This is a genomic window from Halobellus sp. Atlit-38R (assembly GCF_003665925.1).
Taxonomy (GTDB): domain Archaea; phylum Halobacteriota; class Halobacteria; order Halobacteriales; family Haloferacaceae; genus Haloquadratum; species Haloquadratum inordinatus.
The window spans coordinates 1-25327 of sequence record NZ_QXIJ01000013.1 but is presented as its reverse complement, the minus strand read 5'-3'; the positions used below and the strand labels follow the sequence as shown (position 1 = coordinate 25327).

The window sequence follows — 25327 nt, the reverse complement described above, 5'->3', positions numbered from 1 at the left end:
GTCATATCCCTGGCGACGAATGAGGGCGTATGCCAGCGCCACTCCGCATCGAATCGGGCGAGCTAACCGGCCGGGAGATTCTCGACGTGCTCCAGGACGGCCGCCGCGTCGTCGTCGAGGCGGAACTGCTCGGCGGGACGCACGAGCTCTCGCTCCGGCACGACGGCGAGATGTACTACTGCGATACACCGACGACGCTGCACAAACACCCCGACGAGGAGTCGATGCTCACGTGCATCGAGAATATGGGGTACGGACGGACCGAGTGATCCCTGCTCTCGGCCTCTACCGAGGCTGCCGACGACGCGGGACTTTAGTCGTGGCGGCGGTGAACTGAGGAGTATGAGCGACGTACCAGAGATGAGCGACCTCCTGGAGACCGAAGAGCCGGGGTTCCAGCAGGTGCTCGCCTGCGTGTTCGGGATCCAGCGTCACGAGAGCCGGACGTATCTCACGCTGCTCGACAGTCCGGGAAGCACCGTCGCGGAACTCGCAGACCTCCTCGACCGCGACCGGAGCAACGTCAACCGCTCGCTGACGACGCTGATGGAGAAGGGCCTCGCGGAGCGTGAACGGCGACTCCTCGACTCCGGCGGCTACATCTACCAGTATACGGCCACCGAACTCCCGCAGGCGAAAGAGATGCTCCACGCCGCGCTCGACGAGTGGGTCGACCGCGTCCACCGGAGCATCGACGAGTACGGACGAGAGGACGCGGCGTGATGACGTCGCACGCGAACCACCCTCCTTTTCACGGCCGAATACGACGGATACGACAATGAGCCTCGAACTCACCGCACCCACGCCCGACGCCCCCGAGGTGGCCGAGGACGGCGTCTGGCTCGCTGACATCGAGACGGGCGAGACGTACGCCCCGTTCGACGAGATCCGCTACACCGGCGAGGACGGCAATCTGCTAGAAGTCCGCTACGCCGATCCGCCGACGTTCGAGGACTTCCAGGGCCAGGGCAGCGGCGTCTGGCGCTACCGCGCCGCGCTCCCGTTCGAGGAGGGCGTCAGCCTCCCCGAGGGCGACACGCCGCTGCACGAGGCCCCGCGCCTCCGCGAGGAGATCGGCGTCGAGACGCTCCGCGTCAAACACGAGGGAATGAATCCGACCGGCTCGTTCAAAGACCGCGGGATGACCGTCGGCGTCCGCGTCGCGAAGGAACTCGGCGTCGGCCGCCTCGCGTGCGCCTCGACGGGGAACACCTCGGCCGCGCTCGCGGCGTACGGCGCTCGCGGCGGGATGGAGACGCTCGTTCTCCTCCCATCGGGGAAGGTCGCGGCCGGAAAGATCGCGCAGGCCGCGCTCCACGACGCGCGCATCCTCGAAGTCGACGGCAACTTCGACGCCTGCCTCGACATCGTTCAGGACCTCGCCAAGCTCGGTGAGGTCTACCTCCTCAACTCGCTGAACCCCTTCCGACTGGAGGGCCAGAAGACGATCGGCCTCGAAATCTTAGAGGAGTTCCGCGACGACTACGGCCGCTTCCCAGACCGGATCGTCCTTCCCGTCGGGAACGCGGGCAACACCTCCGCGCTCTACAAGGCGTTCCGCGAACTGGTCCAGTCCGGCGCGCTCGATCCCTCGGAGGTCCCGATGCTCACCGGCGTGCAGGCCGAGGGCGCTGCGCCGATGGTCGAGGCCATCGAGAACGGGTGGGAAGACACCAAGCGCTGGGACCACGTCGAGACGCGCGCGACGGCGATCCGAATCGGCAACCCCGTCAATGCGCCCAAGGCGCTCCCCGGCATCCGCGAGACGGGCGGCACCGCCGTCGCCGTCTCCGACGACGCGATCACCGAGGCTCAGCGCGACCTCGCGCGCGAAGGGATCGGCGTCGAACCCGCCTCCGCAGCGTCCGTCGCCGGCCTCAAGAAACTCCGCGACAAGGGTGTCGTCGACGCCGACGAGGACGTCGTCTGTCTCACCACCGGCCACCTCCTGAAAGACCCCGACGCGGCGTTCGAGGCCGGCGGCAAGCCCGAACCCGTCGCCAACGACACGCAGGCGGTTCTCGATCTCATCGGCGCGAACTGAGCGCTCGCCTCTCTGTCTCTTTCGACGCTTATACCGGCCGACGACCGTCTGTCCTGTGTCTGACGGGTTTTCTTAGTCGTGTGACACCAATTCACACGTATGTCCTCCGCATCTTCCGAGCCACCAGTGAACGGGGACGATTCGGCGACTGACGACCCGGGATCGCGGGCCGACGGCGGAGTCCAGTCGCTCGACGCCTCGGCCCTTCTGGACCGTATCGTCGAACTCGAACGGGCGAACCAGCGGCTACGCGAACGAAACGAGCGGCTCGAACGGAAGGCTGAACGACTCGCGTGCGATCTCGACCACCGCCGACTGGCGCACGGGTACACCATCGACGACTACGAACGTCGGCTCGAAAGCGCGAACAGAGAACTCGCAGAACAGGGTGCTGGTGCCGAAACGCGGCCCGGGCGTCTCGTCGACGCCGTCGTCGGTCGACTCGCCGCGGTGCGGAATACCTCTGAGGATCCGTCGCTGCTGTAGCGGGTGCGACTTACTCGTCTTCGCCTTCGTCGTCTTCGCCGTTGAGCGTGAGGTACTTGACGGCGATCATCCGGTCGTCGGCGAGAATCCGCTCTACGACTTCGTCGGGGACCGGGTCGTCGAGGTTGTAGACGGTGAGCGCCTCGCCGCCGCGGTCGTCGCGACGGGCGTTGAACATCCCTGCGATGTTGATGTCGTGTTCGCCGAGCACGGAGCCGATGAAGCCGATGACGCCCGGCTTGTCGGCGTTGCGTGCGACGAGCATCTTCCCGTGGGGGATCGCGTCGACGCGGTAGCCGTCGATCCGGACGATGCGCGGGTCGTCGCCCGCGAACAGCGTCCCGGAGACGCTGAGGGTCTCGTCCTCGTTGCCGACGCTGACGGTCACGAGGCTCTGGAAGTCGTCCGACTGGAGGCGCTTGGACTCGGTCACGTCGATGCCGCGCTCCTCGGCGATCTGCGGCGCATTGACAGCGTTGACCTGCCACTCCAGCGGCTCGAAGACGCCTTTCAGCCCCGAGGCAGTGACGAGTTCGACGTCCTCCTCGGCGATGTCGCCCTCGTAGGAGACCTCGACCTCGGAGATCCGACCGTCGAGCAGTTGCGCGGCGATCTTGCCGGCGGTCTCGGCGAGGCCGATGTACGGCTGGATGCGCGGGAAGACGCTCTCGTCGACCGACGGCGCGTTCAGCGCGTTCATCACGGGCTCGCCCGCGAACGCCGCGTCGATCTGGTCGGCGATCGACGTCGCGACGTTCTCCTGTGCCGCCTCGGTGGACGCGCCGAGGTGCGGCGTGACGACGACGTCGTCGACAGCCAAGAGCGGGTGCCCCTCCGAGATCGGCTCGTCCGCGAAGACGTCGACTGCTGCGCCGTCGAGGACGCCCGCGTCGACGGCCTCAGCGAGCGCCGCTTCGTCGACGACGCCGCCGCGGGCGCAGTTGACGAGGAAGCCGCCGCCCATCAGTTCGAGTTCGTCGGTCGAGATCATCCCTTCCGTCTCGGGCGTCAGCGGCGTGTGGACGGTGAGGAAGTCCGCCTGCTCTAAACACGCCTCGAACTCGACGAGTTCGGCGCCGAGTCGGTCGGCCCGCTCCTCGCTGATGTAGGGGTCGTAGGCGACGAGGTTCATCCCGAGGCCGTCGAGGCGCTTTGCGACCTCCTGGCCGACGCGGCCGAGGCCGACGATGCCCAGCGTCTTGCCGTTGAGTTCCGTGCCGAGGTAGTCGCTCTTGGCCCACTCGCCGGCTTTCAGCCGTGCGTGCGCCTGCGGGATCGAGCGCGCGGCGGCGAACGACATCGCGACGGTGTGCTCTGCGGCCGCGCGGACGTTCCCCTCGGGCGCGTTCGCGACGATGACGCCGTGGTCGGTCGCGGCGTCGATGTCGATGTTGTCGACGCCGATGCCGGCGCGGCCGACGATGACGAGGTCCGGTGCGGCGTCGAAGACCTCCTCGGTCACTTCGGTCCCGGAGCGGACGACGAGCGCGTTGGCGTCCGCGACCGCGTCCAGCAGCGCCTGGCCTTCCACATCGTAGGCTGTCTCTACGTCGTGACCCGATTCGCGAAGCCGTTCGAGGCCCGCGTCGTCGATCGGATCCGTAATAAGCACCTTCATATCCTAACCCACCTCGGGTTCGTGGTTAAACGTTTCTTCATCGGCGCAAACGGCCACCTGTGGCCTGTCACCGACTGTCTAGGTTTCGCCGGATAGGTGATTTAAAATCGTCCGCCGCCGACGCCCCACGTATGCGACTCGTGGCCTTCGACTTCGACGGAACGCTCTCGGACTCCGAGATGACGGTGCTGCTCGGCGAGCGGATGGACGTCGCCGACCGGATGGCGGACATCACAGAGCGCGCGATGAACGACGAACTCTCCTACGCGGAGAGCCTCAGAGAGCGCGCGTCGCTTCTCGACGGCCTCTCGGAGGAAGACGCCGAGGAGGCCTTCGGCGAGGTCCGCCTCCGACCGGGCGCGGCGGCCCTCATCAAGCGCCTCCGCGACGCCGGACACCACGTCGCGATCCTGACCGGCGGCTTCGAGCGCGGCGTCGAGCGCGCCTTAGAGCGCGAGGGCGTCGAGGTCGACACCATCGTCGCCAACCGCCTCCCGATGGAGGGCGGCCGCCTCACGGGCGACGTCGAGGGTCCGCTCATCACCGGGACGAAGGACGACGCGCTCGAATCGCTCGCGGCCGACCTCGACGTCCCGCTCTCGCGCACCATCGCGGTCGGCGACGGCGCGAACGACCTCCCGATGCTCGAAGTCGCCGGCCTCTCGGTCGGCTACATCCCGAAGGACGCGGTGCGCCCCTCGTGTGACGCCGTCGTCGCCTCGATGTACCGACTCGGCAAGGTGTTCGAAGGATACAGCGTCCTGCGGCGCGAGCAGGAGTAAGAGTCACCTCACTCTGCGTCGGCGACTGCGGCGGCGCCCATCGCCTCGAGGTCGTCGGCGAGGGCCTCCGCGACGGCCTTCGCGAGTTTGGGGGGGACGGCGTTGCCGACGACTTTCAACTGCGTGCTCTTCGGTCCCTGGAAGACGTAGTCGTCGGGGAACGTCTGCAGGATCGCACACTCGCGGACGGTCCCGACTCGGTCTTCCTCGGGGTGGACGAACGGGGCGTTGTGGTTCTCTTTGATCGTGATCGAGGGCTCGTCGCGACGCAGTCGGCGCCAACTGTCGCCGTAGCTTTCATAGAGGCTGTCGCCCGGTTCGACGTCGCCGATCCGCTCGACCATCTCCGCGGAGTGATTCGTCTTCTCGTGGTTCGGCAGGTCCGCGACGTCCTTCTCTAAGAGCGCGTCCGCGACGGTCACGTACGGTTCGAGCTGTCTGCCGGTGAGCGTCGCCTGCTTCGAGGGGCCGTGCGTCCGCTCTGGATACGTCGGAATCGACCCGTCGCGGCGCCCCTGGAAGATCACGCGGCGGCGCTTCTGCGGGACGCCGTAGTCGGCGGCGTTCAGCGTCTCGTAAGCCGGCTTCTCGTAGCCCGCACGCTCGAACCCCTCCAGGATCGAGCGGAGCGTATCGCCGCCCTCCATCGACTTGATGCCGGGGACGTTCTCCATCACGAACGCCTCGGGCTGGACGAACTCGACGAAGTCGATGAAGTTCCCGACGAGGTAGTTGCGCTCGTCCTCGGGATCGCGGTGGCCCGCGATGCTGAAGCCCTTACACGGCGGCCCGCCGATGATCACGTCGATCGCGTCCGGATCGACCGGGTGCGTCTCGAAGAACGACTCGGGGTCCACTTCGGAGAGGTCCGCCTGGATCGCGAGCGCGTCCTCGTGGTTCGCTTCGTACGTCGCGAGGAAGTCTTCGTTGGCGTCGACGCCGGCGACGACGTCGTAGCCCGCCTGCAGAAAGCCCTCAGAGAGACCGCCGCCTCCGCAGAACAGATCGAGCACCGTGATCGACGACTGACCGGGATCGAGATCCGACATTCGAGGTCGCTCGGTGTTCGTTTCCGCCCGTATTTAACAGTCGCGGGGCGCGCGCTGCGGGCGCTCGCGCTCGCTTCGCGCCTGACGGACGCGCCCGACGACGATCACGTCTCGGTGAGGCAATAGCCCCCTTCGACCGTTTCGAGTTCGCCCTGACGGACTAACTCCGTCAGCGCCCGCTCGACGTCGGATTCGGAGAGACCGCTCCCCTCTAAGGTCCGTGCGACGTCCGTGGCGGACATCGCTACGATCAACTCGCCGTCGCAGTTCAGTTCGATCACGCGCTGAACCAGCTCCAGCGTCCCGTCAGTGATCTGTGCAGACACGGCCCTTCTCAGTTGAGCCAGTAGGGCCGCAGCCGATTATAACTCTTTTCGCAGCGACGCACGTGCGAGGGTACCTCTAGCTCGGTGTCTCACAGCCGTCTCAGTCCAGTTCTGCCTGCAGCGCCGCCCGCCACTCGTGGGGATTGTACCAGCCACAGCCCACGCAGCCGACGTCCTCGTCGTACTCCTCGCCGCCCTCGTAGTAGTAGTCGATCTCGAAGAACGTCGGGCGCTTGCCGCTCTCGACGCAGGCCTCGCACTTCCGGCTCTTGAGGAGGTTGTGCTTCCGCGAGAGGATCTGGAAGTGCTCGCGGACGTCCTCGTCGCTCATCGACTCGTAATCGAAGCTCTCGGATTCGTCCCACCGGACCTCGGGGACGCGGTGGTCGACCTCCAGCGTCGTGCTCGGCGAGGAGCCGTCGAACGCGTCGCGGTGGTCGTAGAGGTCGCGGACGCGCCGCTTGAACGAGTCGGGCATATCCTGCCGCGTGATCGACTGCTGCGTCGGGAACGGGTACTTGAGCTTCCGGTGAAACGTCGTGTTCTCGCAGGTCTCGCAGTGTCGGTAATCGCCCTGCCCCTGACCGGTGTTCTGGACGAACTCGAAGCCCTCCTTGCGGAGCATCTGGATGTCCTTCGCGGGCTGGGAACTCGGAAGTTCACACGCCGAACAGTGCCACTCGCAGTCCGAGAGCGTCTCGAACGTCGCCGCGCGCTTCGTCCCCTCGTTCGAAGGGTTCCAATCCCGCGTAGCGTACTCGAAGACGCGCTCGCCGAAGTCCGTGAGTTCGTACGTCGAGCCCTCGATTTCGGCGATTCCCTCGTCGGCGAACGCCGAGAGCAGCGAGTCGGTGTCGGCACTCTCGTCGGCCTCCGCCGTGTCGCCGCCGTCGGCCAGTTCGGCGAGCAACGCCGTCCGCTCGGCGTCCTCCCGTATCGACAGAATCAGCTCCGCGGTCTCCTCGTCCATTCCGGGCATACTCCGATTCAGCCGCCCGGGGTCAAAGCAGTACGGGACTCGGCGCCGTTCGGTGCTGCTCGCGGCGTCCCTCTCAGTCGCCGGCGGCGCGGGCTTCCCGACGGGCCGCCTCGACGCTCTTGCCGTCCCGCAACACGGCGTCGACGAACAGTTCGCCCGCTTTGTACGAGGAGCGGACCATCGGTCCCGACGCGCAGTACAGGAAGTCGAGTTCGTCCTCGGCGACGCGCCGCCACGTCTCGAAGGCGTCGGGGTGGACGTACTCGAAGACGTCGAGATGCGACCGCGAGGGCTGGAGGTACTGCCCGAGCGTGACGACGTCGACGTCCGCCTCCCGCAGGTCCGAGAGCGTCTGATAGATCTCGTGGTCGTACTCGCCGAGGCCGAGCATAATGCTCGTCTTCGTGTAGACGTCGGACTCCTCCGAGACCTGTTCGAGCACCGCCAGCGACTGCTCGTAGCCGGCGCGGCGGTCCCGAACGGGCCACTGGAGCCGCTCGACGGTCTCGATGTTGTGCGCGATCACGTCCGGGCCGGCCTCGATGATCTTTCGAACGAGGTCGGGGTCGCCCTGGAAGTCGGGGATGAGTACCTCGACGAGGATGCCCGGGTCGCGGTCTTTGATCTCGCGGATCGTCCGCGCGAAGTGGCTCGCACCCTGATCCGGCAGGTCGTCGCGGTCGACGGAGGTGAGCACGACGTAGTCCAGCCCGATTTCGGCGACGGCGTCGGCGACGTTCGCCGGCTCCTCGGGATCGAGCGCGTCCATCCCGCCGGTCTCGACGTCGCAGAAGTTACAGCCGCGCGAGCAGCGATCGCCCATCAGCATAAACGTCGCCGTCCCCGGGCCGTTGCGGCCGCTCCAGCACTCGCCGAGGTTCGGGCAGTTCGCCTCCTCACAGACCGTGTGGAGGTCCCGGTCCCGGAGGGTGTCCTTGATGTCCGTGAACTGCCGCCCCGACGGCGGACGCATCTTCAGCCAGTCGGGCTTCCGCCTGCCGCTCATACTCTCCCCTTTGGGTCCCCGAGCAAAAGCCTGCGGGTTGTTTCGACGCGCTCGATCCACCAGCCGGCCTCGCCGCTGCCGCTGTGAGTCCGCCAGCAGAGTCAGGTGCCTCGCGGCCGAACCTGCCTGTATGCCCGAGACCGAGACCGTGCCGCTGACAGTCGTCGACGGGGACGACACGACGACCATCGAGGTCGACCGCGGCGCGAACCTCCGCGAGGCGCTGCTCGACCGCGGCTTCCCCGTCTACGGCACGGTCTCGAAACACGCCAACTGCGGCGGTCGCGGGCTGTGTGCGACCTGCACCGTCGAGGTCGACCCGGCCCCGGACCCGACCCACTGGCACGACGCCGCGGCGGTCCGGTTCGGCTACCCGCGGCTCTCCTGCTGTCTCACGGTCACGGAACCGATGACGGTCAGGCTCTTGGACAAACACGTCTGGGGGCAGGTGCTGCCGTTCCGCTCCCGGGGCTGAACCGAGACGCGGGGCGGCATCTCGCCCGGATGGAGAACCACCGCGACCCGCCCGGATGGAGAAACGACTTTGCCGCCGGAGGTCCGCGTACCGCGTATGACTCGTCTCGCTCGGATTTCCTCCTCGACTCACCGCGTCCCGACGGGTGCCGCCGCCTCGCCCGTTCGGAGGTGCGGCGCGTGAAGGTCGCAGACGTCGTCCCGGAGTTCGCGGACGCCTTCGGATTCGACGAGTTCAACCGGATGCAGCGGGAGGCCGCGCCCGCCATCCTCGACAGCGACGAGAACGTCGTCGCGGCCGCGCCGACGGCGAGCGGGAAGACCGCGCTCGCCGAACTCGCCATCTGTCGCACGCTCGACGACGGCGGGACGGCGCTCTTTATCGCGCCGCTGCGCGCGCTCACCAACGAGAAGGAGTCGGAGTGGGAACGCTTCGAGGAACTGGGCTACTCGGTCTACGTCGTCACCGGCGAACGGGACTTGAACCCTCGCCGTGCCGAGCGCGCCGACATCCTCGTGATGACGCCGGAGAAGACCGACTCCGCGACGCGGAAGCACGACTCCGCGCGCTACTCGTTCATCACCGACGTCGACTGCTGTGTCATCGATGAGGTGCACCTGCTGGATTCGGACACCCGCGGCGGCGTCCTCGAAGTGACCGTCTCGCGCCTCCGCCGGATCTGCGATCCCCGGGTCGTCGCGCTCTCGGCGACGATGCCGAACATCGAGGACGTCGCGGCGTGGCTGGACGCGCCGCCGGCGACGACCTTCGAGTTCGGCGACGAGTACCGCCCCGTCGACCTCCACGCGGGCGTGCGGACGTACACCCACGGCGACAACGCCTTCGCGGACAAGTACCGCCGCCTCTACACGGCGCTGGACCTCGCGGAGGAACACATCCGCGACGGCGGTCAGGCGCTCGTGTTCGTCTCCTCGCGGCAGGACGCCGTCCGCGCGGCGGGCAAATCGCGCGACGAGATCGCAAAGCGCGACGTCCCGATGGGCGCGCGCGGCGACTACGACTTCCACACCGACGCGAAGGAGTTAGACGACGACGCGCTCGCGAAGGCCGCCCCGGACGGCGTCGGGTTCCACCACGCCGGCCTCTCGAAGGGCGACCGCGACCGAGTCGAGGAGTGGTTCAAGGAGGGCAAAATCCAACTGCTCTTCTCGACGTCGACGCTCGCGTGGGGCGTGAACCTCCCCGCGCGCTGCGTCGTCATCCGTGACACCAAGTACCACGATCCGCTGGAGGGCGAAGTCGACATCTCGCCGCTCGACATCCTCCAGATGCTCGGTCGCGCGGGCCGCCCGGGCTACGACGACGTGGGCTACGGCTGGGTCGTCTGCGACCGCTCGGACGCCGACAAGTACCGGCAACTCCTTCGAGAGGGCAAAGAGATCGAGTCGCGGTTGGCCGAAGACCTCGATTCGCACCTCAACGCCGAGATCGCGATGGGAACGATCCGCGACCTCGACGACGTCATCTCGTGGCTGGAGACGACGTTCTACTACCGGCGGGCGCAGTCGCAACCCGAGCAGTACGACTTCGAGAACCTCCGTGAGCGCGTGCGCGAGACGCTCGAATCGCTCGTCGCCCGCGGCTTCGTCCAGATGGGCGAGGACCTCTCGGTGGACGGGACCGCGCTCGGCCGTCTCGCCTCGAAGTACTACCTCCGATTAGAGACCGCAGAGCGATTCCACGACCTCTGTGAGCGCGAGACCATCTCCGCGGACGGCATCTTAGAGACCGTCGCCGGTGCCGAGGAGTTCCACTCGGTCTCCGCGCGCCAGTCGGAGGCCGACGCCGTCGACGCCGTGCTCTCGGACGTCTCGACCGGACTGGAGGACGGCCCCCGAAAGGTGCTCGCGATTCTCCACGCCGGGATGCAAAACAGCACGCCCGCCGATCTGCGCTCTGACGCGTGGATCATCAGACAGAACGCGCTGCGGCTTCTCTCGGCGCTCCGGGAGTTCCTCGCGGAGTTCGCCGGCCCGCGGGCGGCCAACCTCGCGCGGCGCGTCGAGGCCCGCGTCGAACACGGCGTCCCCCGGGACGCCGTCGGCCTCACTGCGGTCGATGGGATCGGCCCGAATCGCGCGCGGACGCTCGCGACGGGTGGTCTCCACAGTCCGGCGGACGTCGTCGACGCCGGCGCCGAGGAACTCCAGCGAGCGGGGCTCTCGGCCGGAGTCGCAGACCGTATCGTCGAGAACGCCCGCTCGTTCCCCGCGATCGACGTCTCGTGGGGCTCCTTCCCCGATCGCATCGCCCCCGGGGCGAACGAGATGTGCGACGTCACCGTCCGAAACACGGGCGGCGGCGCGGCGGTCGGGATCCGCGTGACGGTAAACGACGTCGAGATGACGACGAAGGAAGCGTACCTCTCGGACTCGCTGACGGTCCCCGTCGGCGTCTTCGGCGCGAACGCCGACGAACTCGACTTCACCGTCGAGGTGACCTTCCCGGGAGAACCGCTTCACCCCGTCACTGCGAGTCGAACCGTCGAGATCGAATAGGCACGAGGGACGCGATCGACGCCCGCAACCCAGCAGGCTCGACTGATGTCCTCAACCCAGCAGGCTCGACTGATGTCCTCAACCCAGCAGGCCCGATCGACGCCCTCAACCCAGCAGGCTCGACTGATGTCCTCAACCCAGCAGGCCCGATCGACGCCCTCAACCCAGCAGGACGTCGCGCAGTTCCGCGGTTCCCTCGACGACGACGTCGGCGCGCGACAGATCCAGGTCGGCGTTGTGCGCCGCTCGGAACGCGACGGTGAACGCACCCGCGCGGACGGCGGCCTCGATGCCGTTGAGCGAGTCCTCGACGACGACACACTCGCTGGGGTCGACCCCGAGTCGCTCGGCGGCACGCTCGTAGATGTGCGGTTCGGGCTTGCCGTGCTCGTCGATCTCCTCGGCGCTCAACACCAGGTCGAGCGGGCCGAGGTCGAACCGCTCGCGGACGATATTGATCCACGCCCGCGGTGCGGAGGAGACGATGGCGATCGCCCGACCGGTGGCTCGTAGCGCGTCGAACAGCTCTGGGATTCCGTCGGCCAGCTCCACTTGCTCGCCGTACAGCGACTCCGCGCGCTCCTCGTATTTCGCGACGAACTCGTCTTTCCTCACGACGCTCCCGTACCGCTCGTCGAGGTAGTCGTAGATCTCGTCGTAGGGCATCCCCGTCACCTCCTCGTGGGCGGGTGACCCGTCCGCGACGGCCGCTGCGAAGACCCACTCGTCCTCGAAGCGGTGCCAGTACGTCTCGGAGTCGACCAACACCCCGTCCATATCGAACAACACCGCGCCGTCGGGTACGTCCATACAGCCCCTCACAGCCCTTCGCGCAAAGACCTTCGTGGGAGAGTCTATCACCGATGACGGGACCACGCCCGTCGTATGTCCGAGACGATTCGCGTCTTCGCCGGCGACTGTACGACGACCTTCGAGGGTGCTCGCGCCCGCACGCAACGCGGCCGCGTCGTCATCGTCGTCAAGCCCGACCGAACAGTTCTCGTCCACGACGCCGACGGCTACCAGCCCGTGGCGTGGCTGACGCGCCCCGACTCGCTGACCGTCGAGACCGACGCCGGCGGCTTCGGCCTCGTCGCGCGCGCCGGCGAGCAGGTCCTCCGCGTCGTCGCCCACGAGCGCTCGGGCGCGGCCGAGTATCCCGCCACTGAGGCCGGCGTCCCCGTCGGGTCGCACCCCGACACGGGCGAGCCGCTCGTCCGCACCGGCGGCGACGTCGTCGGTCTCGACTCCGACGTCCGCTATCCGCTGCCCGCCGGCGCGACCGTCCTCCAGGAGACGTGCGACGCGTGCGGCCTCCCGAAGATCCGCGCGGAGGCGGGCGAGGTCTTCGAGATCTGTCTCGACCGCTCCTGTGAGTCGCTCGACGACGCCGTCCGCGAGCGGTTCGACCGGGAGTGGACGTGCCCCGACTGCGGGTCGGACCTCCGGATCATCCGCCGCGGCGGTCGCCTCCTCGCCGGCTGTGACGCCTACCCCGACTGCGATACCGCCTTCGCCATCCCGGCCGGGGTCGTCGTCGACGAGTGCGACTGCGGGCTGCCGGTCTTCGAGACCGCGCGCGGTCGGCGGTGTCTCGACGCGACGTGCGACGCGTTCGAGGAGTGATGTGCCGCTGTGTCCTCGTTTCGGGACGCCACGCCAGCACCCGGTGATCGCAGCCCCTTTGTCCTCGCCGACCGCCGATGGAGGTATGGATGGGACACTGGTCGACGGCGTGGTTCGCGTCGGCGGCGACGCCAGACAGCGGTTCTACGACGCCCGCGGGTACGGTCGCCCGCTCGACCGCAACCGCATCGAACTGGCGCCCGTCGAGGCGGCGCACCTCCTCTCGCGGGACGATCTCGACGCCGTCGTCGACGAGGCCGAGCGCGGCGGCGACCGGCTGGGGTTCCGCGAGTTCCTCGTTCGGACGGGGGCGACGCTGCGCTTTGCGGTCTACAAGGACCTGCGGGACCGCGGCTTCTATCTCTCGCCCACCCGCGAGGCGTGGCCGGGCGTCGACGCGGACGTCGCGGCCGCCGACAGCGACGTCGATTTCGTCGTCTACCCGCGCGGCAAGGGGCCGTGGGACGACGCGGTCGCATACCGGATCCGCGTCGCGGGCGAGCGCGAGGCGGTGCGCGCAGCGTCGCTCGGGGCCGTCGTCCTCGCGGTCGTCGACGAGGACGGCGAACTGACGTACTTCGAGACCGACGCGGATCCGACGATCGGCGAGGGAGCAGCGGAGACAGCAGACGGGTCCGGCGCCGGCAGTGGGGAGGGTGCCGACACTCCCGATACCGGACTCCCCGAAGCCGTCGACGCCGACCTGCTCGACGACCGCGTGGTCTGCTATGCGACCGCCGAGGACCTCTACGAGGGGCACTTCTACGGTCAGCGGCTGTTCGGCCGGAACGCCGACTCGGGGCCGCTCCAACTGTCGCTCGTCGAGGGCGCGTATCTCGCCCAGCGCGGCGTCGTCGACGTCGACCCCGAGGGCGTCGTCGACCTCGGGCGCGACGTCGAGGGCGAGCGGTTCGACCGTCGCCTGCGCGCGTACGCCGCCCTGCGGGACCGCGGCGTCGTCCCCAAGAGCGGCTTCAAGTTCGGCGCGGACTTCCGCGTCTACGAGGAGTTCACCGACGTCGACTCGCTGAGTCACTCGACGGACCTCGTGCGCGTCGTCGCACCCGACCACACCTTCTACCCGCGGGACCTCTCACTCGACGTCAGACTCGCCGGCGGGGTCCGGAAGCGAATGGTTTTTGCGCTCACCGCGGCCAACGGCGAGATAGACTGGCTCTCGGTAGCCCGACTCACCCCATGACACGAGACCACGACCCCCGCGACAGTGACGACCGCGCCTCCGAAGCGAGCGCGCGGGAGGACGCAACGCGACTGACGGACGGCGGCACCGACGACGCCGCGGCCGGCGCAGACGACGTCGCGCTCGATCCGTGGGGCTCCTCGACCGTCTCCGACTACCGGAAGCTCTTCGAGGAGTTCGGCATCGGGGAGTTCGACGACGTGCTCCCCGAGGTGCCGAACCCCCACTATCTGATGCGGCGGGGGGTCATCTTCGGGCACCGCGACTACGAACCCGTCGCCCGCGCGCTCCGCGAGGGCGAGGACGCGGCCGTGCTCTCGGGTTTTATGCCCACGGGCGACCCCCACATCGGCCACAAGCTCGTCTTCGACGAGATCATCTGGCACCAACAGCAGGGCGCAGACGCCTACGGCCTGATCGCCGACCTGGAGGCACACGCCGCCCGCGGGATGACCTGGTCGGAGATCGACGAGCACGCGCGCGATTACCTCCTGAGCCTGCTCGCGCTCGGCTTCGACCCCGAGGAGGGCGAACTCTACCGGCAGTCCGACAACCGCGAGCTTCAGGACCTCTCCTTCGAACTCGGCTCGAAGGCGAACTTCTCGGAGTTCCAGGGCATCTACGGCTTCGACGGCGAGACCAACGTCTCGCACATGCAGTCGGTCGTCACGCAGATGGCCGACATCCTCTATCCGCAGCTTGAGGAGCCGAAGCCGACCGTCATCCCGGTCGGCCCCGATCAGGACCCGCACGTCCGGTTCGCTCGCGACCTCGCGGCGCGGATGCGCTTCTTCAAGGTGACCGAGGCGTACGCGAGCTTCGAGCTCACCGACGCCGAGCGGGCGCTCGTGGCGGCCGTCTACGACGAACGCGAGCAGTACGCCGAAGAGCCCGACCGCCCCCGCTGTGAGGAGGCGGGCGCGTGGCTCGCCGCCCACGAGGACCTCGACGACCTCGGTGTGGTTGTCGGCGACGACGTCCGCGACTCCGCGGTCGAGAAACTGAACAACGGTGGGATGGAGCCGCTCCGACCCCGCGTCCGCTTCCTCGACGCCAACGCGACGGAGGCGGCGTTCGAAGGACTGATCGAAGCGATAGACGGCGAGAAACGGCGATACGAGGAGCACGTCGACGCCTTCGACCTCGACGTCGCCGACGCCGAAGAACTCGCGCGCGAGATCGAACTCGACCACGGCGGCTACGGCTTCGTCCCGCCCTCGTCGATCTACCACCGCTTTATGACCGGGCTCACGGGCGGGAAGATGTCCTCGTCGATCCCGGCGTCGCACATCTCTCTCCTCGACGACCCCGAGGAGGGCTACGACAAGGTGAAGGCGGCGACGACCGGCGGGCGCGAGACCGCGGAGAAACAGCGCGAACTCGGCGGCAAGGCCGACGAGTGCCCCGTCTACGAACTGTACGCCTATCTGCTCGCGGGCGACGACGACGACTTCGCGAAGGAGGTCTACGACGAGTGCGTCGGCGGCGAGCGCCTCTGCGGCGGCTGTAAGGAACAGGCTGCGGAACTGATGCGCGAGTTCCTCGAAGACCACCAGGAGCGCCGCGAGGAAGTCGAAGACCTCCTCGACGACCTCGACATCTCGCTGACGTCGCCGCGGCGCGGCGTCGCCCCCGGCGACGAGTGAGTTCGGGGCGCTCGTTCTACTCGATCGTCAGACTGCCGTCCTCACCGCTCGCACCTTCGTCCCACTCGATCTCGAACTCGATGCTCAGTTCGCCAGGCCCCTCTGTGGGGCCTTCGCGTTCGGCTTTCACCTCGAACGTCGGTTCCGCCGGTGGTTCGAGTGTCACCGACTGACCGCCGGCCGTCAGCGTGATCGCGTCTCCTGCATCGAGTTTGTCGGCGACTTCGCGTAGGTACGATGCGATCGACGCTCGGCCCTGTGCGCTTTCGGATTTGAAGAGGACTTCTTCGGGCATACTCCACCTTTCGCCGCCTCGGGAGATAAGGATGCTGTCGCCACCGTCACACTCTACCGTGGCACTTATTCGCACGAATCCGCAATCGTTTTGATCGCCGATAGAGTGGGTTCGGGTATGCGATACGGACCCTGCAGTCCCGAACGCAGTGTCGACGTGGAATCGACCGACAGCGACGGGTCCGTCTTCTTCTTCCGGCCCGCCTGAGAGCGGCGGACCCGCCGACCCACGCGCCGTCCTCGACGGCGCTCGCGACGGCGGCGAAACCGCTCGAATCGGTCCGGTGCAGACGCGCGAGCGTCTGCGGTCTTCGGAACTGCTAACTGGCGGCCGGTCGGTAGACGCGACAACGACCGACCTGCGGCCCCGATCATCCACATCGAACACAGAATGAAACTTCCCGAACCACAGGTCGCGGTGTTGAACGCCGCGAGCGCGACAGACGAGACGCCGATCGAACGACTCGCCGACGAGGCGGGCCTGAAGCCGGAGACGGCGACGCAAGCCGTCTTCGAGCTCCGTGACGACGGACTGCTCGACGTCACCGAGCGCGGGACCGTCGAGTACGAACTGACCGCGGAGGGCCGCGAGTACATCGACGCCGGCCTCCCCGAAGTGCGCCTGTACCGCGCGGCGATCGAAGCCGGCGCCGACGACGACCCGGTACAGATGGGTCGGATCATCGGCGCGGCCGACCTCGACGGCCCGGAAGTCGACATCGCCCTCGCCAACTTCGGCCGCAAGGGCTACGGCTCCATCGAGAGCGGCGAACTCTCGGCCGACGGCGACGCCGACGCCGAGGACGACCCCGAAGCGGCCGCACTCGCCGCGCTCGCTGCCGTCGACGACGAAGACGACTCCGACGCGGCCCTCGCCGACGTCGACGACGACGACGTCCTCGATCAGTTGGTCTCGCGGAACCTCCTCGAACGCCACGAGCGGACCGTCCGGACGGTCACGCTCACCGATGCGGGCGTCACGGCGCTGATGGAAGGCGTCGAAGCGACCGAGGCGGTCGACCGTCTCACGCCCGAGATGCTCACCTCCGGCGAGTGGAAGGACGTCGAGTTCACCGAGTACAACGTCGAGGCCGACGCGCCCGAGGTCCGCGGCGGCAAGACGCACGTGCTCCGACAGACGGCCGAGCGCGTGAAAGACGTCCTCGTTGGGATGGGCTTCCAGGAGATGGACGGCCCCCACGCCGACGCCGACTTCTGGATCAACGACTGTCTGTTTATGCCGCAGGACCACCCCGCACGGACCCACTGGGACCGTTTCGCGCTCGACGTCCCCCCGATCGCCGATATCCCAGAGGACCTCGTCGACCGCGTCGAGCACGCCCACCGCGAGGGCGTCGGCGAGGACGGCGACGGCTACCACTCGCCGTGGTCCGAGGACTTCGCGCGCGCCATCGCGCTGCGCGGACACACCACGTCGCTGTCGATGCGCTATCTCTCCGGGACCGAAGTGGGCGAACTCGACCCGCCACAGCGGTACTTCTCCGTCGAGAAGGTGTACCGGAACGACACCCTCGATGCGACGCATCTGCTTGAGTTCTTCCAGATCGAGGGCTGGGTGATGGCCGAGAACCTCTCGGTCCGGGACCTGATGGGGACGTTCGTCGAGTTCTACGAGCAGTTCGGCATCACCGACGTGCAGTTCAAACCGCACTACAACCCCTACACCGAGCCCTCCTTCGAGCTGTTCGGGCGGCACCCGACGACCGGCGAGCTCATCGAGATCGGGAACTCGGGGATGTTCCGCGACGAGGTGCTCGAACCGCTCGGCGTCGAACACGACGTGATGGCGTGGGGGCTCGCCCTCGAACGCCTCGCGATGCTGACCACCGGCGCCGAAGACATCCGCGATCTGCACGGAACGCTCGCAGACCTTGAATTCCTCCGCGACGCGGAGGTGACCTACTGATGCCTGTCGTCGACATCGATCCCGACGAACTTCGGGAACTGACCGGCCACGAGGAGAAGGGCGACGAAGACCTCAAATCCGACCTGTTCGGCCTCGGCCTGGAGTTCGAGGGCGAGACCGAGGACGGGCTCCTGCAGTTCGAGTTCGGCCCCGACCGCCTCGATCGGCTCTCCGTCGAGGGCGTCGCCCGCTCGCTGCGATACCAGTACGGCGACGACCGCGGGGTCCGCGTGCCCGACACGAACGACGCGGACTACACGTTCGTCGTCGACGAGGACGTCCCCGACGAGCGGCCGTACGTCACGGGCGCGATCATCCGCGGCGTCGACCTCGACGAAGCGGGGTTAGATTCGCTGATCCAGTTGCAGGAGAAACTCCACGCCACGATGGGTCGCAAGCGCGCGAAGGGCGCGATCGGGATCCACGACCTGACAATGATCAAAGGCGAGGTGCTCTCAGAGGACAGCGGCGGCAACTCGATCACCTACACCGGCATCGACCCCGAGGGCGACACCTTCGTCCCGCTCGACAGCGACCGCGAGATGACGCCCGCGGCGGTCCTCGAAGAACACCCGACAGGCGAGACGTACGCGGATCTCATCGCCGAGTACGACCGCTATCCCGCGATCTACGACGAACTCGGCCTGTTCTCGTTCCCGCCGGTCATCAACGGCCGTCGGACCGAGGTGTCGACGGACTCCCGGGAACTGCTGGTCGAACTCACCGGCACCGATCAGTGGACGATCGACCGGATGTGCAACATCATCTGCTACGCGCTGTCGGCCCGCGGCGCGACGATCGAGGACGTCGAGATCGAGTACGCCGACCGCACGCTCGTCCGCCCGGACTTCGAGGTCGACACGAAGTCCGTCACGCACGACCGCATCGAGACGATGCTCGGCGTCGAATTCGAGACGGCAGAGGTGATCGACCTGTTCGAGCGCTCCGGACTCGACGCGGTCGTCGCCGACGCCGACGCCGCGGACGCTTCCGACGAGGGCGCAGACGCCGAGACGGTCTATGAGGTGTCGATCCCGCCCTACCGAACTGACGTGCTCCACCCGCTCGATCTGGTCGACGACGTCGGCCGCGCGTACGGCTTCGACGAACTCGAACCGCGCTATCCCGACATCGGGACCGTCGGCGGCCGCCACGAACGCTCCCGGCTCGAAGCCGCGACCCGGAACGCTCTGACGGGCCTCGGCTTCGAGGACCTCCTGAACTTCCATATGTCCAGCGAGGACGAGACGTACGACCGGATGAACGTCGGGGCCGGAACCGACTACCTCGGCGGCGGCGACCCCGTCGAGATCACCGAACCCTACAGCGAGGACTACACGATCCTTCGCCAGTGGGCGCTGCCCTCGCTCGTGATGGTCTTAGAGAACAACACGCACCGCGCGTACCCGCAGGACCTCGCGGAAGTCGGCCTCGTGGCCGAGCGCGACGACGACGTCAACACGCGCGTCCGCGAGCGGCGACACGTCGCCGGCGTGCTCGCGCGCCACGACGCGACCTACGAGGACGCGAAGGGCCGGCTGCAGGCGATCTGTCGCGACTTCGACGTCGACCTGGAGACGCCGCCGACCGAGCATCCCTCGTTCATCGACGGCCGCGTCGCGTCGGTCGTGATCGACGGCGACGCGGTCGGCGTCGTGGGCGAACTCCACCCCTCGGTTCTGGTCGAACACGACCTCGAACTCCCGGTCGCGGCCTTCGAGTTCGATCTGTCGGCGCTCGCGTCCGCGTAATCGAGTAACTTAACAGCCCTCCCGCCGGTATTTTCGCCCGATAATGCCGAGCGGAGAATACGACCCGGACACCGTCGAGGCGAAGTGGCAAGACAGGTGGGTCGACGACGAGACCTACGCGTACGAGGGTGACGTAGAGAACCCCGACACCGCCTTCTCTATCGACTCGCCGCCGCCGACGGTATCCGGGAGTCTGCACTGGGGCCACGTCTACGGCTTCACGCTGCAGGACTTCGTCGCTCGGTTCAACCGGATGCGCGGCAAGGACGTCTACTTCCCGTTCGGCTACGACGACAACGGCATCGCCTCCGAGCGACTCGCCGAAGACGAACTCGACGTCCGCCACCAGGACTACGAGCGCCGCGAGTTCCAGCGGATGACCCAGGAGGTCTGTGAGCAGTACGAGGCCGAGTTCACCGAGAAGATGCAGAGCCTCGGCATCTCTATCGACTGGAATCAGACCTACCAGACGATCTCGCCGAAGACCCAGCGTATCTCTCAGCTCTCGTTTATCGACCTCTACGAGCAGGGTCGCGAGTACCGCCAGCGCGCGCCGGCGATCTGGTGTCCCGAGTGTGAGACGGCGATCTCGCAGGTCGAGACCGAAGACGACGAACAGCCGAGTCACTTCCACGACATCGCCTTCGAGGTCGTCGAGAGCGACTCGATCGACGCCGACGAGACGTTCACCATCTCGACGACACGTCCCGAACTCCTGCCGGCCTGTGTCGCGGTCTTCGTCCACCCCGACGACGACGAGAACCAGTACCTCGTCGGCGAGGAGGCGCGCGTGCCGCTGTTCGATCAGGAAGTGCCGATCCTCGAAGACGAGCGGGTCGACCTAGAGACCGGCTCGGGGATCGTGATGTGCTGTACGTTCGGCGACCAGACCGACATCGAGTGGTACCAGGCGCACGATCTGGACCTTCGGCTCGCTATCGACGAGTCGGGCACGCTGACCGACGTCGCGGGCGAGTACGCCGGGCTCTCCTCCGAGGACGCGCGCGAGGAGATCGTCGACGACCTCGAGGAGGACGGCGCGCTCCTCGACCGCCGCGCGATCACCCACACGGTGAACGTCCACGAGCGCTGCGGGACGAGCGTCGAGTTCCTCGTCAAGGATCAGTGGTACGTCGAACTGCTCGACAAGACCGACGAGTACCTCCAAGCGGGCCGAGAGATGGACTGGTATCCCGAGAAGATGTTCACCAGGTACAAAAACTGGATCGAGGGACTCCAGTGGGACTGGTCGATCTCTCGGCAGCGATCGTCGGGGATCCCGTTCCCGGTCTGGTACTGCGAGGCGTGCGAACACGTCGTGTTAGCCGAGAAAGAGAACCTGCCGGTCGACCCGCTCAGCGACGAGCCGCCGGTCGACGCCTGTCCGGAGTGCGGTCACGACGAGTTCGTCCCCGAGGACGACGTCTTCGACACGTGGGCGACGTCGTCGCTCACGCCGCTGATCAACGCCGGCTGGGACTGGGACGCGGAACGAGAGGAGTTCACCTTCGAGAACCCCGAACTCTACCAGTTCGACCTCCGCCCGCAGGGCCACGACATCATCTCGTTTTGGCTCTTCCACACCGTCGTCAAGTGCTACGAACACACCGGCGAGGTGCCGTTCGACAGCGTGATGATCAACGGGATGGTCCTCGACGAGAACCGCGAGAAGATGTCGAAGTCGAAGGGGAACGTCGTCGCGCCCGACGAGGTCGTCTCGAAGTTCCCCGTCGACGCCGCGCGCTACTGGGCCGCCGGCTCGGCCGTCGGCGACGACCTGCCGTACTCCGAGAAGGGCCTCCGCGCCGGCGAGAAACTGCTCCGGAAGCTCTGGAACGCCTCGAAACTCGTCGAGAGCCTCACCGAGGACGCGCCCGCGGCGTTCGACCACGAGGACCTCACCCAACTCGACCGCTGGCTGCTCGCCTCGCTGGACCGCGAGATCGAGCGGCTGACCGACCGGTTCGAGAGCCGGGAGTTCTCGAAGGCCCGCGACGGCCTCCGCGGCTTCTTCTGGCACACGTTCTGTGACGACTACCTGGAGATCGCAAAGCAGCGCGTCCGCGAGGGCGGGGACGTCTCCGCGGCGTACACGCTCGAAGTCGCGCACCGACGCTTCCTGAAGCTCTTCTCGCCGATCCTCGCGCACGCGACCGAGGAGCTGTGGCACGATATGTACGACGACGACGAGAGCGTGCACCACAGCGGCTGGCCCGAACCGCTCGGCGTCGACGCCGACTTCGAGGCCGGCGAGACGGCGATGGAAGTCGTCGGCGCGCTCCGGAAGTACAAGAGCGACGCGAAACTGTCGATGAACGCCGAACTCGACTGCGTCGAGGTCTGGGGCGACGTCTCCGGCTTCGAGGCGGACATCTCCAGCGTGATGCACGTCGAGGAGTTAGAGACGCTCGCGGAGCGTCCGGCGGTCGAATCGGTCGTCACGGGCGTCGACCTCGACTACTCGCTTGTCGGCCCCGAGTTCGGGAGCCAGGTCTCAGCGATCGACGACGCGCTCGAGGCGGGCGAGTACGAGACCGTCGGCGGCGAACTCCACGTCGCGGGCGTCGAACTGGAGCCCGAGATGTTCGAGATCGAAGAAGAGCGGCAGTACCTCGGCGAGGGTGAGATGGTCGAGGCGGGCGACGCGATCGTGATCGTCCACGAAGAAGCCTAACGCCGCGGCTCGCCGTCGCTTTTCGGTTCCTTCTCAGAGGTCTGCGCCGACCGCGTCCTCGACGCTGTCGAAGCCGTCACGTTCGAGTAACGTGAGCAGTCCCTCGTTGATGTCGCGTGCGAGCGTCGGCCCCTCGTAGACGAGTCCGGTGTACAGTTGGACGAGGCTCGCACCCGCACGGATCTTCGCGTACGCGCCCGCGGCGTCGGAGACGCCACCGACGCCCACGACGGGAACGTCCGTTCGCTCGGCGACGAAGTGGACCATCTCGGTCGCGCGATTCTCGATGGGTGCGCCCGAGAGTCCGCCCTTCTCGGCGCGCTTCGGGCTGTGGAGCCCTGTCGGTCGATCTGTCGTCGTGTTGGTCGCGATGACGCCGTCGAGGTCGAAGTCGTCGACGACCGCGAGCGCGTCTTCGATCGCCGGCTCCGGCAGGTCGGGCGAGAGTTTCACGAGCAGCGGCGACGCGCCGGCGTCGACGAGTCCGCCGAGGATCGCTTCCAGGGAGTCGCGGTTCTGGAGTTCGCGCATCCCCTCGCTGTTCGGACAGGAGACGTTGACCGCGAGGTAGTCGGCCACGTCGGCGACCTGCTCGTAGGTGTAGCGGTAATCTTCCGGCGCGTCCGCGGCGTCTGTCGCCTCCGAGAGCGCGACGTTGACGCCGACGGGGATCCCGGGATCGGGGCTCGTCCGCAGGCGCTCGCCGACGGCGTCTGCGCCCTCGTTGTTGAGACCCATCCGGTTGATGATGGCCCGGTCCTCGACGAGGCGGAACATCCGCGGGCGTGGGTTGCCCGGCTGTGCGCGCGCAGTGACGCCGCCGACCTCCACGTGGCCGAAGCCGAGTGCACCGAGCACTGACGGCAGTTCGGCGTTCTTGTCGAAGCCCGCCGCGACGCCGATCGGGTTCGCGAAGGACTGCCCGAAGGCGTCGACTGCGAGCCGATCGTCGTCGACGACGAGTCGATCCCGGAGGAGCGTCTCGACTGGCGTGTGTTGGACTGTCGCGAGTCCGCGGTGTACTGCACGGTGTGCGGTCTCCGCGGGGAGCGAGAAGAGGGCCGGCCTGAGAGCCCGGTACGCCGAGCGAATCACGATCTTCTCACGCGTCGCGCGTTGCCGTCTCGTCGGCACTTTCGTGTCGACCGGTCGGTGCCTCGGCTCATCGCGCGTTCAGAAGTCGTGCTCGACCGCGTCGGGGTCGGCCTTCTGAATGATGATCTTGCCGTCTCGGACGCGAACGAACACCTCGTCGCCGATCTCCATCCCGGCCACGGCGAGTTCGTCTTCGTGAAGGTTCACGTGGACGTTGTGGTACTCGCCGTGTTCGTCTTTCGCGCCACTCGGGCTGAGCTTCTTTTTCCGAACCATCGGAGCTGTCTAGGCGTTGGTTCGCTGCAGGATATACATAAGTGTTGTTTACGCCTTGCTTCAATTACTCCAAATGGAGACGTCGATGCGCGTCTGACGACGATTTTTTCGCTCATACGCGCGCTCGACCCGTTCCGAAGACGCGGTTGCCGTCGCGCGCGCCCGTCTGTGACCGGTGCGACGACGGTCGCCCGGACGCTGACGTCGCCAACTACCCCTTGACCCCGCCGCTGCAGTCGATTTTTGCCGATATATTTATGCCAGACTATGCGCTTCCTTGACATAGAGGTACACAGCGATGGTACGCGAGGACGGTAAACGGAATTTCGTAATGCTCGAAGACGGCGAGAAGACCAAACAGTTCACCGGCCGGATGCCGCGGCAGGCGGCACTCAAGGCGGCCCGTCGCCTCGAGGGATACGAGTCCTACGAATCAGAAGACGAGGCGAAAGACCACCCCACCGAGATTCGACTGCTCGAACGGGGCACTGATCGGGTACACGTCTATCACGCGTGGGCGTGGCACGACACCGCGCCGAACGACAAGCCAGGGTGGATGAAACAGAACGAGGTCTCGACAGTCACGCGAGGCAACGTCTCGAAACAGGGCATCGAACACATCGAAAAGTAACTACCGCGCGTCGCGCTCGCGCGCTGTCCGCTTCCGGGCCGTTGGATCCGTCCTTCGGCACTCCGTGATGGGCCGGTCCGTCCTCTCTTTCGCGTCCACCTCTCGCTCTCTCGTCTTCTGGGCCGTTTTTTGCTATCCGACACCGCTTTGTCGGTCCCGTGGTGAGTCTCTCGCGCGCGGTTATCATCCGACCTGACCACACGCGCGACGCGTGGGATGACGTGTCGGCCTCCGACCGCGCTATACGTCTCATTCGTATTCTCGTGTATCTCCCCGCGTGCGCGCAGCGCGAGTGCCACTGTCCCGCCGGCTGGCCATTCCATCTACGACGGTGAGCTATTGCGATCCCGGCTGTCCGAATATTCATTACCAGGTTCGGTGTGAAATCGCATAACGAGGCGGGGACGGTTCGACGGCCTTTTATGTTCCCCCGGCATTCGTAGAAATACGCGGAAGCCCGCCCGGGTCACCCCGGACGGGATCTACGACGGCTCGGATTTGCACGCCCCCCGTTTCGTCTTCGGCTCGAACGCGAGCCAAGGACGATACGACGGGCTTAAGTGTGCAAGTCCGTTTCGGATGAATGCGAACGACACACCGCGACTGGGTGCGGTTCAACCCCGCGCCCGCTCGGACACGCCGGCCTCGGCCGGCAGCGCGACGGATCGGAGCCTTTATGGCTTCGTCCAACGTACGCTTACGTCCGCAAGAGATGAGGATTCCACCCCTGCGGTCCGCCGTACAGATGGGATCTGATGTTAGCCTTGATGGTTCGGTGACACCTGTCTGGTGTCCACTGAACCACGAACGGACCACGCAATGATATATGGTGATCTCCCTCTCTCCGAGAGGGAAATCCCGCCACACCCCTCCCCCACTACGGGGGAGACCCATTCCGGTTGATCCTGCCGGAGGCCATTGC

23 protein-coding genes are annotated in these 25327 nt (G+C 67.0%); 14 read left to right on the top strand and 9 right to left on the bottom strand.

Annotated elements, in window-relative coordinates:
- Positions 1 to 29 precede the first annotated feature (29 nt).
- The 4 genes from D3D02_RS14780 to D3D02_RS14765 all read left to right on the top strand — a co-directional run bounded on the left by D3D02_RS14780 (position 30) and on the right by D3D02_RS14765 (position 2530).
- Positions 30 to 269, top strand: a complete 240-nt coding sequence (locus D3D02_RS14780) for a hypothetical protein (protein WP_121570763.1) — start codon at positions 30 to 32, stop codon at positions 267 to 269.
- Between the two features lie 73 nt (positions 270 to 342).
- A complete protein-coding gene (locus tag D3D02_RS14775; RefSeq protein ID WP_121570762.1) occupies positions 343 to 723 on the top strand; it encodes a helix-turn-helix domain-containing protein in 381 nt (126 codons plus the stop codon).
- 55 nt (positions 724 to 778) lie between these two features.
- A complete protein-coding gene (thrC, locus tag D3D02_RS14770; protein ID WP_121570761.1) occupies positions 779 to 2044 on the top strand; it encodes a threonine synthase in 1266 nt (421 codons plus the stop codon).
- A 99-nt stretch (positions 2045 to 2143) separates the two neighbouring features.
- Positions 2144 to 2530, top strand: coding sequence for a hypothetical protein (locus D3D02_RS14765; RefSeq protein WP_158599383.1), 387 nt, complete (start codon positions 2144 to 2146; stop codon positions 2528 to 2530).
- Between the two features lie 10 nt (positions 2531 to 2540).
- Here the strand turns inward: D3D02_RS14765 and serA are convergent, their stop codons facing one another.
- A complete protein-coding gene (serA, locus tag D3D02_RS14760; protein ID WP_121570759.1) occupies positions 2541 to 4148 on the bottom strand; it encodes a phosphoglycerate dehydrogenase in 1608 nt (535 codons plus the stop codon).
- A 131-nt stretch (positions 4149 to 4279) separates the two neighbouring features.
- Here serA and serB point away from each other — a divergent pair, with 131 nt between their 5' ends.
- On the top strand, positions 4280 to 4930 hold the full coding sequence (serB, locus tag D3D02_RS14755; protein WP_121570758.1) for a phosphoserine phosphatase SerB: 651 nt from the start codon (positions 4280 to 4282) through the stop codon (positions 4928 to 4930).
- 8 nt (positions 4931 to 4938) lie between these two features.
- Here serB and D3D02_RS14750 read toward each other — a convergent pair whose 3' ends face one another.
- The 4 genes from D3D02_RS14750 to lipA form a co-directional block, all read right to left on the bottom strand.
- On the bottom strand, positions 4939 to 5979 hold the full coding sequence (locus D3D02_RS14750) for a DNA cytosine methyltransferase (protein WP_121570757.1): 1041 nt from the start codon (positions 5977 to 5979) through the stop codon (positions 4939 to 4941).
- A gap of 104 nt (positions 5980 to 6083) precedes the next feature.
- Positions 6084 to 6305, bottom strand: coding sequence for a hypothetical protein (locus D3D02_RS14745; RefSeq protein ID WP_121570756.1), 222 nt, complete (start codon positions 6303 to 6305; stop codon positions 6084 to 6086).
- A 100-nt stretch (positions 6306 to 6405) separates the two neighbouring features.
- Positions 6406 to 7284, bottom strand: coding sequence for a hypothetical protein (locus D3D02_RS14740; RefSeq protein WP_121570755.1), 879 nt, complete (start codon positions 7282 to 7284; stop codon positions 6406 to 6408).
- 73 nt (positions 7285 to 7357) lie between these two features.
- Positions 7358 to 8290 carry a lipoyl synthase gene (lipA, locus tag D3D02_RS14735; protein ID WP_121570754.1) on the bottom strand — a complete coding sequence of 311 codons (933 nt, stop codon included), beginning with the start codon at positions 8288 to 8290 and terminating at the stop codon, positions 7358 to 7360.
- 130 nt (positions 8291 to 8420) lie between these two features.
- Between lipA and D3D02_RS14730 the strand changes: the two genes are divergently transcribed.
- Together D3D02_RS14730 and D3D02_RS14725 are read left to right on the top strand one after the other, a co-directional pair.
- Positions 8421 to 8765, top strand: coding sequence for a 2Fe-2S iron-sulfur cluster-binding protein (locus D3D02_RS14730; protein ID WP_121570753.1), 345 nt, complete (start codon positions 8421 to 8423; stop codon positions 8763 to 8765).
- A 179-nt stretch (positions 8766 to 8944) separates the two neighbouring features.
- Entirely contained in the window at positions 8945 to 11284 is a 2340-nt protein-coding gene (locus D3D02_RS14725; protein ID WP_121570821.1) for a DEAD/DEAH box helicase, read from the top strand.
- Positions 11285 to 11443: 159 nt separating this feature from the next.
- On the opposite strand, the gene D3D02_RS14720 is transcribed toward D3D02_RS14725, so the two are convergent.
- Positions 11444 to 12094 (bottom strand): HAD family phosphatase, encoded by a 651-nt coding sequence (locus D3D02_RS14720; RefSeq protein ID WP_121570752.1) that lies wholly within the window; start codon positions 12092 to 12094, stop codon positions 11444 to 11446.
- A gap of 75 nt (positions 12095 to 12169) precedes the next feature.
- Between D3D02_RS14720 and D3D02_RS14715 the strand changes: the two genes are divergently transcribed.
- From D3D02_RS14715 to D3D02_RS14705, 3 genes are all read left to right on the top strand, one after another.
- Positions 12170 to 12910 (top strand): endonuclease NucS domain-containing protein, encoded by a 741-nt coding sequence (locus tag D3D02_RS14715; protein ID WP_121570751.1) that lies wholly within the window; start codon positions 12170 to 12172, stop codon positions 12908 to 12910.
- Between the two features lie 85 nt (positions 12911 to 12995).
- Positions 12996 to 14111 carry a tRNA-intron lyase gene (endA, locus tag D3D02_RS14710; protein WP_121570750.1) on the top strand — a complete coding sequence of 372 codons (1116 nt, stop codon included), beginning with the start codon at positions 12996 to 12998 and terminating at the stop codon, positions 14109 to 14111.
- Complete coding sequence (locus tag D3D02_RS14705) at positions 14108 to 15757, top strand: tryptophan--tRNA ligase (protein WP_121570749.1); 1650 nt, start codon at positions 14108 to 14110, stop codon at positions 15755 to 15757. Before endA ends, D3D02_RS14705 begins: the two co-directional genes overlap by 4 nt.
- A gap of 16 nt (positions 15758 to 15773) precedes the next feature.
- On the opposite strand, the gene D3D02_RS14700 is transcribed toward D3D02_RS14705, so the two are convergent.
- Positions 15774 to 16052: an amphi-Trp domain-containing protein gene (locus D3D02_RS14700; protein ID WP_121570748.1), complete on the bottom strand. Its 279-nt coding sequence runs from the start codon at positions 16050 to 16052 to the stop codon at positions 15774 to 15776.
- A 390-nt stretch (positions 16053 to 16442) separates the two neighbouring features.
- Here D3D02_RS14700 and D3D02_RS14695 point away from each other — a divergent pair, with 390 nt between their 5' ends.
- Genes D3D02_RS14695 through D3D02_RS14685 form a run of 3 tightly spaced genes read left to right on the top strand, consistent with a single transcriptional unit; the run spans position 16443 to position 22403 of the window.
- Positions 16443 to 17978 carry a phenylalanine--tRNA ligase subunit alpha gene (locus D3D02_RS14695; RefSeq protein WP_121570747.1) on the top strand — a complete coding sequence of 512 codons (1536 nt, stop codon included), beginning with the start codon at positions 16443 to 16445 and terminating at the stop codon, positions 17976 to 17978.
- A complete protein-coding gene (gene pheT / locus D3D02_RS14690) occupies positions 17978 to 19729 on the top strand; it encodes a phenylalanine--tRNA ligase subunit beta (RefSeq protein ID WP_121570746.1) in 1752 nt (583 codons plus the stop codon). Before D3D02_RS14695 ends, pheT begins: the two co-directional genes overlap by 1 nt.
- A 43-nt stretch (positions 19730 to 19772) precedes the next feature.
- Positions 19773 to 22403 (top strand): valine--tRNA ligase, encoded by a 2631-nt coding sequence (locus D3D02_RS14685; RefSeq protein ID WP_121570745.1) that lies wholly within the window; start codon positions 19773 to 19775, stop codon positions 22401 to 22403.
- 33 nt (positions 22404 to 22436) lie between these two features.
- Here the strand turns inward: D3D02_RS14685 and D3D02_RS14680 are convergent, their stop codons facing one another.
- Both D3D02_RS14680 and D3D02_RS14675 read right to left on the bottom strand, forming a co-directional pair.
- On the bottom strand, positions 22437 to 23495 hold the full coding sequence (locus D3D02_RS14680) for a quinone-dependent dihydroorotate dehydrogenase (RefSeq protein ID WP_121570820.1): 1059 nt from the start codon (positions 23493 to 23495) through the stop codon (positions 22437 to 22439).
- An 81-nt stretch (positions 23496 to 23576) separates the two neighbouring features.
- The gene (locus D3D02_RS14675; protein ID WP_121560175.1) at positions 23577 to 23774 is read right to left on the bottom strand and encodes a hypothetical protein; all 198 of its coding nucleotides are present in this window, start codon (positions 23772 to 23774) and stop codon (positions 23577 to 23579) included.
- Positions 23775 to 24072: 298 nt separating this feature from the next.
- Between D3D02_RS14675 and D3D02_RS14670 the strand changes: the two genes are divergently transcribed.
- Complete coding sequence (locus tag D3D02_RS14670; RefSeq protein WP_121570744.1) at positions 24073 to 24405, top strand: non-histone chromosomal MC1 family protein; 333 nt, start codon at positions 24073 to 24075, stop codon at positions 24403 to 24405.
- Positions 24406 to 25327: the final 922 nt, after the last annotated feature.